The organism is Pseudomonas aylmerensis, from assembly GCF_001702265.1.
GTDB lineage: Bacteria > Pseudomonadota > Gammaproteobacteria > Pseudomonadales > Pseudomonadaceae > Aquipseudomonas > Aquipseudomonas aylmerensis.
Window position 1 is genome coordinate 142746 of record NZ_MAUE01000017.1, and the last position, 13511, is coordinate 156256.

15 protein-coding genes and 1 pseudogene are annotated in these 13511 nt (G+C 52.7%); 9 read left to right on the top strand and 7 right to left on the bottom strand.

Translation table 11 applies throughout. From position 1 onward, the window contains the following. Nucleotides 1-160: 160 nt before the first annotated feature. From BBG20_RS32530 to BBG20_RS14040, 4 genes and pseudogenes are all read right to left on the bottom strand, one after another. Nucleotides 161-466: a hypothetical protein gene (locus BBG20_RS32530; RefSeq protein ID WP_141697284.1), complete on the bottom strand. Its 306-nt coding sequence runs from the start codon at nt 464-466 to the stop codon at nt 161-163. Between the two features lie 566 nt (nt 467-1032). Then, nucleotides 1033-2682, bottom strand: a complete 1650-nt coding sequence (locus BBG20_RS14030) for an ATP-dependent nuclease (protein WP_158267380.1) — start codon at nt 2680-2682, stop codon at nt 1033-1035. 595 nt (nt 2683-3277) lie between these two features. Continuing rightward, complete coding sequence (locus BBG20_RS14035; protein ID WP_065904456.1) at nt 3278-4039, bottom strand: hypothetical protein; 762 nt, start codon at nt 4037-4039, stop codon at nt 3278-3280. Between the two features lie 471 nt (nt 4040-4510). Then, nucleotides 4511-4724, bottom strand: a pseudogene (locus BBG20_RS14040) (hypothetical protein). 238 nt (nt 4725-4962) lie between these two features. Between BBG20_RS14040 and BBG20_RS14045 the strand changes: the two are divergent. Further along, nucleotides 4963-5922, top strand: coding sequence for a DUF6414 family protein (locus BBG20_RS14045; protein ID WP_141697286.1), 960 nt, complete (start codon nt 4963-4965; stop codon nt 5920-5922). Between the two features lie 862 nt (nt 5923-6784). Here the strand turns inward: BBG20_RS14045 and BBG20_RS14050 are convergent. Further along, entirely contained in the window at nt 6785-7180 is a 396-nt protein-coding gene (locus tag BBG20_RS14050; RefSeq protein WP_065904462.1) for a hypothetical protein, read from the bottom strand. A gap of 309 nt (nt 7181-7489) precedes the next feature. On the opposite strand from BBG20_RS14050, the gene BBG20_RS14055 reads away from it, so the two are divergent. Together BBG20_RS14055 and BBG20_RS14060 are read left to right on the top strand one after the other, a co-directional pair. Continuing rightward, nucleotides 7490-8035, top strand: coding sequence for a GNAT family N-acetyltransferase (locus tag BBG20_RS14055; protein WP_065904464.1), 546 nt, complete (start codon nt 7490-7492; stop codon nt 8033-8035). A gap of 486 nt (nt 8036-8521) precedes the next feature. Beyond that, nucleotides 8522-8890 carry a hypothetical protein gene (locus tag BBG20_RS14060; RefSeq protein ID WP_065904466.1) on the top strand — a complete coding sequence of 123 codons (369 nt, stop codon included), beginning with the start codon at nt 8522-8524 and terminating at the stop codon, nt 8888-8890. A gap of 35 nt (nt 8891-8925) precedes the next feature. On the opposite strand, the gene BBG20_RS14065 is transcribed toward BBG20_RS14060, so the two are convergent. Next, nucleotides 8926-9261 carry a hypothetical protein gene (locus BBG20_RS14065; protein ID WP_065904467.1) on the bottom strand — a complete coding sequence of 112 codons (336 nt, stop codon included), beginning with the start codon at nt 9259-9261 and terminating at the stop codon, nt 8926-8928. Nucleotides 9262-9560: 299 nt separating this feature from the next. Here BBG20_RS14065 and BBG20_RS14070 point away from each other — a divergent pair, with 299 nt between their 5' ends. The 6 genes from BBG20_RS14070 (at nt 9561) to BBG20_RS14095 (ending at nt 13078) form a co-directional block, all read left to right on the top strand. After that, nucleotides 9561-9983: a hypothetical protein gene (locus tag BBG20_RS14070; protein ID WP_065904469.1), complete on the top strand. Its 423-nt coding sequence runs from the start codon at nt 9561-9563 to the stop codon at nt 9981-9983. A gap of 188 nt (nt 9984-10171) precedes the next feature. Further along, complete coding sequence (locus tag BBG20_RS14075) at nt 10172-10405, top strand: hypothetical protein (RefSeq protein ID WP_065904473.1); 234 nt, start codon at nt 10172-10174, stop codon at nt 10403-10405. Nucleotides 10406-10471: 66 nt separating this feature from the next. Beyond that, nucleotides 10472-10771, top strand: coding sequence for a hypothetical protein (locus BBG20_RS14080; protein ID WP_065904505.1), 300 nt, complete (start codon nt 10472-10474; stop codon nt 10769-10771). A gap of 70 nt (nt 10772-10841) precedes the next feature. Continuing rightward, nucleotides 10842-11405 (top strand): nucleotidyltransferase family protein, encoded by a 564-nt coding sequence (locus BBG20_RS14085; protein ID WP_065904474.1) that lies wholly within the window; start codon nt 10842-10844, stop codon nt 11403-11405. Between the two features lie 309 nt (nt 11406-11714). Beyond that, entirely contained in the window at nt 11715-12155 is a 441-nt protein-coding gene (gene tspO, locus BBG20_RS14090; protein WP_065904475.1) for a tryptophan-rich sensory protein TspO, read from the top strand. Continuing rightward, nucleotides 12155-13078 carry an alpha/beta hydrolase fold domain-containing protein gene (locus tag BBG20_RS14095; RefSeq protein ID WP_065904476.1) on the top strand — a complete coding sequence of 308 codons (924 nt, stop codon included), beginning with the start codon at nt 12155-12157 and terminating at the stop codon, nt 13076-13078. Before tspO ends, BBG20_RS14095 begins: the two co-directional genes overlap by 1 nt. On the opposite strand, the gene BBG20_RS14100 is transcribed toward BBG20_RS14095, so the two are convergent. Next, on the bottom strand, nt 13075-13509 hold the full coding sequence (locus BBG20_RS14100) for a DUF6678 family protein (protein ID WP_065904477.1): 435 nt from the start codon (nt 13507-13509) through the stop codon (nt 13075-13077). The two genes, BBG20_RS14095 and BBG20_RS14100, sit on opposite strands and share 4 nt — an antisense overlap. Nucleotides 13510-13511 lie beyond the last annotated feature (2 nt).

Genomic DNA, 13511 nt, shown 5'->3' on the forward strand with positions numbered 1-13511 from the left:
AGATCTATTAATTTCCGACGCGAACGTCCAAGCCTTTACGGTAATGCTTTGTTTTAATTATCCGTTTCTTGACCGCCATAATTACTATTGCGTGAGAACAATGTTGTCTGCGGCCATTGGATGCCGCAATGACGCAATGCGACCTCCAGCGGTTGCTCCACTATATATGCTCCAAATATTCTATGGAGACCTCTCCACCGATGTAAGGGCCGTCACCACTACAATCCATTACCGGCTCGTCAAAATTAACCCAGGCGCTGGTGATAACTCTTTCTTTGCCAGCAATAGTTCGCTGAGAACTAGTGAATGCCACCTCGCCATCCAAAGCTTCTTTTACAAATTCTGGTGGTAACGAAATCACTCCAACTCCACCATTCGGCCACCACGGGTGCGGCTTAATTTTTACTCTATCACCATCTTTAAACTTCATATATTTTTGACCATGTTGCCGACTTTGATTTTGCATTTACCATTCGGTTAATGGGCGGGCGTTAATCCGTCCCAGTGAGCATATCCAAAGATTTTAGCGCATTTTTATGTCTTGCTGTTTTTCGCTGATCTTGCTGGTCAAAAATAGTGCGCATGAATAGTTAAGTCGAATGCACATGAGCACGAGCCCGTGCAATTCCCGGCCGGTGATACGAAAATGGCGGAGAGAAAATCCTGAATCGCCCCTGATTTTGTAGAGTATTGAATGACTGCTTCTGGCCGACTGCTGCCCTCGCGTAAGGCGGCAATCGGCCAGGAGCACTCGTTCACGTTAGGCTGCTTTCGACTCTTTACGGCCATTCATCTCCCCTTTTGATGAGGTAGAGCCACAAAACCTGCCATTCCGAGATTTCAGGCGAAGTCGGCGAAGCGCTCGCTTTTCTTCGCCTGACGAGCCTTCAGATACTCTCACGACCTGCCATCAGTGCTTAGATCAGCAAGGGGACCGACGGCTTTGCGCTCCCCAATTGGTAACAGCGTGGATAGTCGATCGGGAAGCACTTCAGCCAAAGGAAAACGTGATCCACATCCGCAAACTGAGCGTCAAAGAGGAATTCCGCGTCGTGCCTTGTCCTTAATCCAGGCGGCAACCTTGTCGACATATGCCCAGACATCGCCGTCATCGGGATGAATATAGTTTGAAGCTTTCGGGTCACTGCCCAGCGCCTCGAAGATGTTGCGCAGCCACCTTTTGCTTCTGGGAACATCCGCTCCCGGCAGCCAGTGCTCAACTTCGCCATGCCTCAGGACGAACAGGCCATACTGATCAAGGCGGTCAAAAAGGTTCTCGGCCTTTTCCTTCGCAGCTCCATTGAGAAGGGAAATTCCGCCATCCGACTTGGGTTTCTTGCCGTCTGAGATAAGGTCTGACCAGACGCCTGCGCGCTCCAATTTTATAGAATCGTGAGGCTTCGGGTAATTTGTGGCTTCCAAGAGGACTGGGAAGTTGGTTTCGGGGTTGAGTGCGTCGATGTCGAGAATGACCGCGACGGGTATCCCGAGTCCCCTAAGGGGTCCGACGATCTTGTTCACTGAATCCTTTCCGTTGGCGTTGAGGAAAAGGGTGTTCGGCGCGCCTCGTCCTGATTCCGCCGCAAGAAGCCGCTCGTTGATCTCTTGGTAGAAGGCTCGGTCCGCGTCCGCTTCGGTGACCACGACGCCTTCGTAAAATACCCCCGACAGAGCGTTTGCGGACCGCAAAAGTGGCTCCTGCATCATGACGCGGATGTCTTCGTTCGAAAGCATTCGAGCAGTAGCACTGCCTTGCTGATAGGTCAGGCGGACGACATTGACCTTTACTCCAGACTGGATCGCGCCCATCAGGAACTGGCTGCTATGGGTCGATACAAAAATTTGCTTGTCGCCTTGGCCCGTTGTTTGGGCGATTTCGCGGCCAAGTTTGTAGGCTAGCGTGGGGTGTAGAAAGGCTTCGGGCTCGTCGATGATCATGATCTTCGGGTCGCCAGCGCGTAGTTCCAGCAGCATGCCCGTAAAGGCCTTCATTCCATCGCTCCACTGATCGATGGTGCGAGCATTCCTCATCCATTCCAGCGTAGCGTCCTCTACGCTGCGCTCATTTGGTGGCGGCGTATTGCCATATCGCAATTGGATTGATGCCCCCTCGGAAATGTCCATGCCTAGATAAAGGCCGAAGGCATCGAAAAGAACATCTCGTAGCGCCTTTCGGCGAGCATCGTCCGTTATAAGCCTAGCAAAGGTGTTTTTCGGGTCCTTCAGATCGCCTCTGTTCTGTCCCGTGGTCAGGCCAATCCTGCTTGGTCCATCGAGAGATAGCAAGTGTCGGGCCGCGTACGTTCGAGCAAATTCATTTATGTTCTCATCAGGATTCTGCAAAGCGCTGCGGAAATGTGGGACGTACATTTGCGTCCGCCAGGCTCCAAATTTGAGGAACACGTGATCAGCGTGATCTATTTCTCCCTGATTGCGCTTGTGGTCCGTCCAGGCCTGAAGGAGCGCGTCGATCTCTTCAGTAGTGTGTTTGCGGAATTTGAGCCCACTGAGAATTGCACGATGTGTATTTCCGCTGCTGCAGAATTCTGCAATTTCGCGCAGAACCATACTCTTCCCCGAGTTGTTTGGTCCGACGAAGATGGTAACGGCAGGCTCGTCCAACACCAGTGGGTCTGCCCCTTGGGCAGAGCCAAAGTAAAACCTTGCTTCCTCAATGAGCACCAATCTCTCCTTTAAAATCATGATTGTTAGACATAGGAAGCTGACCACCCGTACCGACACCCTTGCTTGTCTCGCATTTGGCCGCTAGGTGCTGTGTGTCTGCCGCGGTAGTTCGTCCAAATAGGAGACTGTTAGCTCCACAACCCTTCATGGATATCGCAATTGCGTAAGAAACCGGCAGCTTTCGAAAATTTCGCAGACCCACTTAAAGGCAAACATGAAAGCGTATACTAGCGCCAGTGCTTCAGACCGAATAGTCCGCCTCTGACCGATAGCTGCCAGCCATGTTTGCTGGCATTCGTGGAGAACCCGCAATTACCTTAACGACTTAAGAGGTTTAGGGCAAAATTAGGGCATAATGTAGGCCGCTTCAGGCCCCTTTGTGCTGGAGGCTAGCGGGGGATACGTTGTATTTTTGGGCCTAGAACGGCCTGATGGTGTACGCGAAGGGGTTCGAATCCCTATCCTGTATTTGGTTCCAATGACCGTATTCGACCCAATTCGGCCGGTCAATGTCAGCAGATGCCGATCAGGAGCGGTCGGTTACGTCAAACAGCTTTCGACTCCAAACTTCCCCTTGCCCAGGAGATGTTAGCTAGCGTCCGTAAATTTCCCTGTATCCATTCAGTTGGTTTAATGCTTCTTTGAAACTGCCGGGTGCTTGTGTTCCTCGCGCCAGAAACAATGTGGTTGGAAGTCCAAATATCACTATCTCTTTTTCCGGGTTGCCTTGGCGGGCCAAAGTTTCTTGCTTTTGGGCTTCTGACAACCAAGCCTCTTCGTGTCGCTGCGTTATAATTTTTGTCAATTCATTAATGTGCGCGTAAACAAGCTCGCAATATTCGATTACTACGCGCTCCGAAGGAATCAGTCCTTTGTGGATGACTGCATTCCTAAACTCTTTCCATGTTTTAGTGGCTCTCTGGGATGTGTCGGGCAGAGTTGGTTTAATATTGTCGATCACTTTTGGACATTCTTTCGACCATAAAAGCATGGATAAAACGAAGGCGCCGAACTGACGCTCCGACGCCGAATCTATCAGACGCCAGGCTGCGTGTAGTTGTTCTTCGGGGATTTGCATTCCAGAACTAATGACGCGTATGCATAGTTCGTAAAATCGTTCAAGCGCTGCGGCAATAGTGGCGATAGCTTCCCGAGGGTAGCCATCTACTAAAGCCATGGCGCCGATTTCGAAGAGGACCTCGTGCTTATGCTGAGTCAACGCTATGGATGTTTTGTGGCCGCGAGTGCAGATGATTTCGTGAATGTTGCTTTCACCAAGCTCTAGAAAAGAGAAGATCGGCTCCTTTATTCCATTCAGTGTGAAGCACTTAAAACAAGGTATCTTTATTTTCAACTTTTTGCTCCTATTGTTACTCGCGTGCGGTTTCTTGCTTAGTATAAGTAGGTGGCTCAAGCAGGATAATGTTTCAAGTATTGTGTTTGATAACGATCCCTGTCCATGGATAAATCCTCCTGCAGATCGCATGGCGCTGCGAAAATGCGACATCAGGTGGGGAGAAAAAGCGACATGGCCTACAGGAATATTATGGAGTCGTTAGCTAAGTGTCCACGGTCTACTTTTGGCCGAATGCTGCCTGTCAGAGGATTGGTTTGCCCATCGTTAGGATTATTGGCGGGACCGTGAATCCGGGAGGAGGAGCTGGCGAGTGTGGGGCAAAAATGGGACAAACCGTACGCCAATCCAAGCCATTCAATGCCAATCATGCGTTTGTGCATGCAGTAGTGATATGCGTTTAGCCTCAATAAACACGTGGGGTTGGGGCTTAACGACCGGAATACTGCAGCACAATCGGCGTATGCATCATCAAAAGTCTTGGGTTCGTAGCTTCGCTATGCCTTGCTTGATATGACCTGCGTTTTCGCCGATAGCGAACAACGCGCCATGTACATTTTCGCCGACCTCAGGTGATCCTCGCGTTTCGCTTTGAAGCGTGAGTTCCATTAGTGCTGCTTCAAGCGCAAGCTGGTTTTCGTACATTCTTTCAAGCACATTCGCGATGTGAATATTCACCTGCCATGGTCGCGGCCTCATTTAAAATCCTAAGCATAGCAGCGGCATGGAGGATTGCGCTTAGTCAAAAATGCTGCCGGTGTACAGCGAGCTTGTAATGCAGTTGATGCCGAAATTGACAGCCTGGGCCTTTCAGTAGCTCTTGCTGGAGCCATGGAGCTGGACCGCGTCGGAGACGGCATACGACTTTCGGCCTATGAAATGGCATATTGCTGGCATAAGTTCGTAGAACTGATAATGTTCACTTGGCGCTGCGTAAAAAATGTCTTTTGCCAAAAACTCAAGAATTAGAGGTTGTCGTGAATTCATATATGGAACCTGTTTATTTGAATGAAAAGATGGTATTGAATTGTGCTGCCTATCTTTTCAAAGGTGTCGCTATGGAGTCGGAGGCGCAGGAAGGGAAAAAGACCTCAGGCAAACTGAATATAAGTCTTGGGTTTAAATTTCTAAATGAGTTGATATCTCCTGTCTCCGGAGGTGGAGAACTCGCCAAGGAGTCCACTTCAACTACAAAGACAGCCCGGCGTTATACGATGGGGGGGTTGCATATGACTCTCATCGATGAGTTAAACGAGCGAGAACTGATAAATCATGATTTTAAGGTAAGTGAGTCTTCAAGTTCTTCCAGTTTTGTTCAGCTTGACGTTGTTCTTAAGCCTGTTGATTTTTATTCCATACTAGAGGCGTTGAAAATTTCCGCGCCATTAATTTGTCAGGTGCTCCAAAATTTTGGTGAGAAAATAAATCAAAAGGTTTTTGGGAATAAGAAGCTTAAGGATGATATTAAAAAATATGAGGAATTGATTGCAAATGTTCTCGCCGAACTCGAGGGGGATTATCTTAAATCTGGTCAGCTTGAGATGTTAATGTCTTGTCCTACTACGGGTAAGCAAATTGGTGTTTTGGATGTAGACCTGGCCGATGCAGATGCGCTGTCTATAAAGGCCAAATTAACAGATGGACGGTTCCGTGTTATCGGTAGAGTGTCAAGACAGATTGGAGAGGGAGAAGCTATAAGTTTGGTGCAGCGAACGGTACTGTCTTCAATATTGAGTATTGTTGAAAAAGTTGTTACGGCGACAGATGGTATTCACGATTATCAAGCGGGAATGAATGTAGCCAGGGGTTTAGCGCAGCAGGTATGCCAGCTAAATTTATCTGGTCCCGCTGTTCGCGTGATGGCCATGTCCGTATGTATATGATGGATATTTATTGTCTTGTCGATGTCCTTAATTATCTCGCTCGGCATCGGATGAGAGGCTACTAACAGCCCAGCGGTTTTACAAACTCTGGGCCGAAACCATTCACGATGTATTTGGTAAGCCTTAGGCATTCCTTTGGTTTGCGTTCATTCGGCAGGAAGCCGGGGGGAGTGCATAACAGTTCCCAAACTCAACAATCACCTCCTATAGAATGCGGCCTGTAGCTTGATCTGTTGCCATGAGTAACGGAACGCCAACGGTCCGCAAACCTGCGCACCGCGTACTTTTGAATAGCGGTCTTGAAAACCGGCGAATGCGGCCATGTTCGTAGGATGGCCACGTCTTTTTCAGGCGGACCGATCTGTCCTTGAGCATGCATCGTAGGGGTGGTGGGGAATCAACGAGGTGCATAAAAGTAGTTCCGCAACCCAACGCGGCCAGCTCGGCCTGTATGCGTTACAGCCACTGAAAAATAGTGCTGCTGCGGAATTTATTTCGATTCAATCTATTGATTTGTAACGAAAATATTGTGGATTGCAAATCCGCCTACGCCGGTTCGATTCCGACCTTGGCCTCCACTCTTAGAAACCCTGTAGATTAACGTCTACGGGGTTTTTTATTGCCTCCGTTTTGGTCATCGCTTCCGCAATTTTTGGGATCGCTGCCGCATCCCTAGCTTTTTTCGGGAGATTTAAGACGCCGCTATTGGTATGCCTCTTCCTGATTGGACGTGGAGTTGTACTCTAAGACTAAGGAGTTTGAGCGTCCACTAACGGCCAGAAGCGGACATCCGCAAGCGACCTCTGTCGGCCAAAAGCGGTCGATGTATGCCCTGCTAGCGAGTTGCCCTGATGGCTAACCTCTATCCCAAAAGAGCTTTATATTTCTCTAGAACTGAACTATAGGAAAGAACAGCGTCGTCTACATCATACAAAATACACGGCCAATCTTTGGCAAAGCTCAAAAAAACCTTTAAGTACATTAATTTCGCATGTTCAGTATGATCAAGATTAACCTCAATCATCACCTGCGGCACGGCCCCCAAGACATCCTCCCATTCTTGAAGGTCTTCAGCATCGTAAAACTCGTCAATAACATCCTTTGAAAGCAAAGCTAACCAAATATCTGAATCACCCTCACTGATGCTACCCCGAAAAGGCTTGCCGGAACTTACATGCCCACCATCGGCCAATATGACTTCTTTAAAGTCTCCGACGGCCAATTGCTCTGATGAAAATATTATTGCCGATAAGGACATGATTCCTCTCCCCAAAAAAATAAATCAATCCCACTTTCTCTTCTTCTTGCTAACAATGCCCGATTCATCTCAACCCCTGACTGGTTTATCCGACTGTCTGCTTCTGGCCGACAACGGTCTGTCATGAATGGTTGCTCCCGGCCAAGAGCTGCCTTTCAGGAAGGCCAGCTAACGAGCTGTTACTCGGAAAATAACCCCGTCTCCTTTCCTACAGCGATGGCTCCATCATTCCCCGTCACATTGGATCTTTCTTTATCAAAGTGCCGCTCTAGACTGGCTCCTACCCCTTGGCCAATCGGAAACAAACCCATGTCCGCCCCCGACTTCGACTGCCAACCCGATCTGTGCGGAAGTACCCTGAGGCTTAGACCTCTGGCGGGCAGTGATTTTGAAGGCATGTTTCAGGCCGCGGCTGATCCAGATATCTGGGGCGGTCATCCCGCCAGGGATCGCTATAAACGCGAGGTGTTCGAGGCGTACTTCGCCTCTCTACTCGCCACGAAGAAGGCGCTCGCCGTCATTGATATTGCCTCGGGGGATATCGTTGGCACATCAAGCTACTACACGCCGCCGGATCTACCCAACAGCATTGCCATCGGTTTTACATTTCTGGTGCGTGCGAAGTGGGGTGGCAATTCCAACCGCGAGCTTAAGCAGTTGATGCTGGAGCATGCATTCATGGCTTACGACATTGTTTATTTCCACATAGCGACTACGAACATTCGTTCGCAAACGGCCACGATGAAGTTGGGTGCGGTGCACTTGTATGATGCCGAACTGAAAATATCCGCCGCGCCTGCCTTGGCGAAGTGTTACGGACTAACGCGCGCTCAATGGAGGACGTCGCGGGGGTGAGAAGGGGCGGTCACTCATCTATGGGTGTTCCAACCCAAAACCTGCGACTCGATGCCTCCGGCGACTGTCCTCGCCCCCTAGCCCCCCACGGCCGATGCCGACGTGTGGGAGAAACCCGGCGCCAGTCACCAGGATGCGGTTGCTTCCATGTTGGCGTGTGGTGAAAACAATGGCTCCGGCGTGGATCCCAAGGCAAGCTTCCAAGAAATGGCCCAGCGACTTGTATGCGTGAAGCGTGCGGGCTATACCCGGCGTGACGGTTTCGACATCTGTGCATTGCACCCCAAGGAGCCGTTGAAGGCCTGTGAGTCGGTGCAATGAAGCCTATTGAAAACCCCGTAGGCTGAATCGCCCCCTGTATCTAGAGGTGCATCCAGCTGACTGCTTTCACCCAGGGTGTGTGAACACATTGCCGATGAATCAAATAGCGTAGACAAACAACCTCAGGTCTTTCACATTCCATCTAAAGCGGCTCAGGAAAAAGACATGCCTTCACGTTTGGCCTCCAGCTACCCAGATCTTCAACATGCACTGGACGCGATCATTCCAAGCAAAAAAATGGACGTGGCTACTCGTATTGTCCTCTGGGCGGCGAGTGACGCCGGGCTAGATCCAGCCGAAATCATGGTCACGCTATCAAAGCTGGATCCAGTGCTGTTCGACAACCTTTGTTCTGAGATGGAGTTGCAGTATTTCAAGCTCTTCGAGCTCGGAGATGAGATGCATCGAGTGTTTTTCTGTAAGGCTCGAGCCTACAGCGCGAGCGCTTGGTTGGCTCGTGAGGCACCCGGCGAAGCCATTTACGAGTCGATCTATGCCACCGATAGCCCCGTTGTTATTGCTGAATTTTTGTAAAAAAAGAACCTCTCAATCCTGCCCAATGGCGTCGTCTACATCGATTTAACCGATACCACATCCACGTACTTGTACTTCTTCCTGGCAGCCTTCACCGCCTCCTGCTCAGCAAGCAATGAGCTCAACGTATCGGCCTCGTGAATCAACTCGATCATTTTTCCCTCAAACTCGTTTCCAACACGCAACGTGACCCTCAGCCTGGGCGTAAATGCTTTCGCCACCTTCTTTTTGGCAGCTGGAGCGACCACGGGTTTCGCGGGCACAACGTCTTCCACAGGCGCCTTTACTAGAGGAGCAGACACCTGCTCTTCGGGCTGAGGCGTACCGAATAGAGCACGACGCATTTCTTCTTCAGTTAATTCAGTGTTCATAGAACATCTCAAAGGGGGCGGTAATCAGCTCGATGTATTCTACTAGGATGGCTGCTCCAGCGTGTGCTCTGGAAGCCTGTGTGACTACCGTGAGTTCGGGCTACGTGCTCGCAACATTCCAGCGTGGTAACGGGTGTGCAGCCTATATTGCACCCGCACGGACGGGTAGCTTTTAAGCTTGTCACAGCGCTGAGGGGGAGTTGTGCGCATCTTTTCCCGTCGGAGGTTCCCTGACAAGCTGCTCCTCCACCTATAGTCAGGTACGATCCTGACGACTCATCAACAACTGAGATCGTGTCATGCAAGATGGCTGCTGGCCCTTTCATCTCTTCGGTGCCAATTTCGCCACTGAGGCCGAGGCGCAGAAGTTTGTGTTTGAACATTGGGAGCCAGAGCCGCCTGAAGGCGCGAGCGAAGCCGAGTACGATGTGTGGGAAGAACGCAATCCAACCTGGCGACTGGCGGAGGATCTTGGGTTCTACATGGATTCAGACTTCGTTGAGCTTGCCGGCACTCCGGAAGACGTTATAGCGCAAATCCGCAGTCAGTCCGAAAGAGCGCTGATCGTCTCCAAGGCAGGAGAATTCACGCATTTTATCATTGTGGGTTCGAATGCCATCTGGGGCGACCGTCGTTCGACCTCTTCCCAAGTAGAACCGCTGGTGCGCTCGCCGCAGAGCACTGGAACCATTTCATATCTCGGTATGTTCAACTCGATTTGACTGCCAGGAAGGTCGCGTCCGTGGTCGGACAGTTACTGCGGTATACGACAGAGTGTTTTCGGCCCGAAGCCGGTTCACAAAGGGCAGAAATTGGCCGAAATCAGCCCCTTTCTCCCCCATCCGGTCTACCATGCCACCCCGGCAGTGGTTTCACGCGCTACCGCTCTCTTTCCTTAAAGGTACCGCTCATGACCATCGACCAGATCTCCCTGCCTAAAGGCGTAGGCCCCCACGCCACCAAGCTCCTCGACGCCATCACTGGCGCGGCCACCCACGAAGAACTCAACCGCGCCGGCGGCAAGGCCGAGGGTTTTGTGTTGGGGTTGGAGTCCGCCAAGGCCATCAAGAGCCAGATCGCCGAGTCGTTGTATGTGGCTTACGATGACGCTGCCAGTCACCGCGCCAGCGAGTTGAAGGGCTGACTTTCAGGGACACTGCGCGCGCACGTCCGCTAGACTGGGCGCCTTATATTTCAGGATGAAATGCTCATGCTTAAAGTTGTCGTCGCATCCCTGCTGTTGAGCGCGTCCGTCTGTGTTTCGGCGGGGACGAGCGTTGATGTCTCGAAGATTTACGGCAATATCCAATTTGTCGATAGTTATCCCGACTATAAGGTCAAGGTGGTGAACAGCTACCCCGACCTCAAGGTGCAACAGGTCGATCACTATCCTGACTCCGCCGGCAAATGGAAAACGGTCGATCACTACCCCGACTACAAGATCCAGATCGTCGATCACTACCCCGATTTCACTATTCAGTACGTGGATCACTACCCTGGCGTTAACTGAAGGCGGCGCTGCCGGCCGCTCAGTTACGAAAAGCCAACGGTGAAGGGTTGTTGATCACCTAGGAGTCTCCATGACATTGACCGTCGAAACCCTGCTCGAACTGGCCATGGCCAACCCCATCAATGCCGAAATCATCGCGCGTCTGCCGGCCCTGGGCCTGGATCAGTGTTTTCTGACGGCGGGTTGTCTGTTTCAGGCGGTGTGGAATCATCAGTCGAACCTGCCTGCAGATCAGGGCGTTAAGGACTACGACGTTTTCTATTTCGACACCGACCTGTCCTACGAGGCTGAGGACAAGGTCATTCGTGCGGCCGAGCAGTTGTTCCAGGACCTTGGCGTTCATGTCGAGTTGAAGAACCAGGCGCGGGTGCACCTGTGGTATGTGCAGCGCTTTGGCCGGCCCTATCCGCAATTGCACACGGCCAAGCAGGGGATTGATCGCTACCTCGTGGCGGGCACCTGCATCGGCGTGGAGATTGCGACGGGTGAGGTGTATGCGCCTTACGGGCTGGAGGATGTGGCGCAGGGCGTGCTGCGGATCAATCCGCTGCATGCGGAGCCTGAGTTGTTTGCGCAGAAGGCCAAGAGTTATCAGGCACGCTGGCCATGGCTGAAGATTGTGGCGCCTGGCTAGCGTGAGTGTGGCGGTGATGCTTGTAGGGTGTGGGTCGGTAGGGCGTGGCGATCCCTTCGCAGCCTCGCTGGGGCTCGACAGCTCTCACAGTTGATCGTGGTCACGGCTGAAATCCCATCTTTAGACATACTGGAATGCAGCAGCACAGCAGCCCCCCTGTAGGAGCTGTCGAGCCCCAGCGAGGCTGCGAAAGCGGTATGTCAGGCGATAAAGGTACCCCGCATTGCCAGTGCCCACCTGTAGATCGGCAGTGAACTTTTACCCGTGTGCGACACGTCCAAGCTTGAAATGCTCAGCCAAGGACCGACCATGACTTTCTTCATCTTCCTGCTCGCCTGCGCCGCCGCCGCCAGCACCGGCATTATTTTCAAGCCCGGGGCCTGGTACGACTCCCTGGTCAAACCCGGTTTCACCCCACCCAATTGGTTGTTTCCGGTGGCGTGGACGATCATCTACCTGCTGCTGGCCTGGGCCGGCTATCGCCTGAGCCTGATCCCCGGCAGCCAGGAAGTGCTGGCGTTGTGGGCGGCGCAGATCGCCTTGAATACGCTGTGGACGCCGGTGTTTTTCGGCGCACATCGCATCCTCGCCGGGATGGTGGTGATCGTGTTGCTGTGGATCACCGTGGCGACGATGGTGGTGCTGGCAGTGCGCCTGGACTTGATCACCGGGTTGATCCTGTTCCCTTACCTGGCGTGGCTGTGTGTGGCGGCGGCGCTGAACTTCTCGATCCTGCGGAATAACCGTTGATGGCCTGCAAACCTTGGCCTGCCAGTGAGGCTGAACTGGCCCAGATGCGCCGCTTCAATCAGAAGCTCGCTTGGTTGCCGCGCTTCAAGATCCGTAATCGCGTCACGCCGCGCTTGATCCAGGCACTGCTGCGCGTCAGCCAGACGCTGAAGAAGGCGCCAGATGCAGAGCGCAAGCTTGTAGGATCGGTGCCCGTGCGCATCCTGCGGCCGAGCGGCAAACCCAAGGGCGTGGTGCTGGATATCCACGGCGGCGGTTGGGTCATCGGCAATGCGCAGATGGACGACGACCTCAACCTGGGCATGGTCAACGCGTGCGATGTGGCGGTGGTGTCGGTGGATTATCGGCTGGCGGTCGACACGCCGGTCGAAGGGCTGATGGATGACTGCCTGACGGCCGCTCGTTGGTTGCTTACCGACGATGAGTTTGCCGACCTGCCGGTGATCGTCGTCGGCGAATCGGCCGGGGGGCACTTGGCCGCGGCGACATTGCTGGCGTTGAAAGAATGGCCGCAATTGCTCCAGCGGGTGAGCGGGGCGGTCTTGTATTACGGTGTCTACGACCTGACCGGTACCCCGAGCGTACGCGCGGCGGGGCCGGATACGTTGCTGCTGGACGGGCCGGGCATGGTCGAGGCATTGCGCATGTTGACGCCGGGCTTGAGCGATGACGAGCGTCGGCGGCCACCGCTGTCACCGCTGTATGGCGACTTCGAGGGCTTGCCGCCGGCGTTGATGTTTGTCGGGGAGCTGGACCCGTTGAAGGATGACACGCTGATGCTCGCTGAGCAGTGGCCGGGCGCTGAGGCGCATCTGTTGGCGGAGTCGGCGCATGGGTTTATTCATTTTCCGGTGGCAATGGGCGCGGGCGTGCTTGCCTACAGCCGAGGGTGGATTACCCGGACCATCGAGGTTTCGTCTTAGGCAGGCGGAAAGTCTTCGTAGGATTTTGGAAGGTAGCCCCAAATCCTTAGCACATCAGCTTGCACTTCAAACTCGAAGCCAATTCGCGCGACGACTGTCGATATTTCTTCGGTATGGTCAATGTATGTTTGTGGCAGTAGCACGCCCAAGGAGGGTGCCTGTTCCCACAAGCCGATGTCGAACCATTCGACATACGCAAATGGAAATGGAAGGTGGTAAAACCATTCCACATCCCAATCCGAGCGTGGGCCTTTGATGGATTTGGAGCGATAGGACGGGCGCCAACCAGGGCGTTGGCGGAAGTGACTGATCAGTTCGTTCCACTTGGTATTGTTTGCTGCGCCTGCCAGGTTTCTCGCCGCGACCGTGGCGTGGATAATCTTGCGGCTTTTATCGTTCTGGCGCGCGTCGGCCATTGGCAGTTCAGTCATCT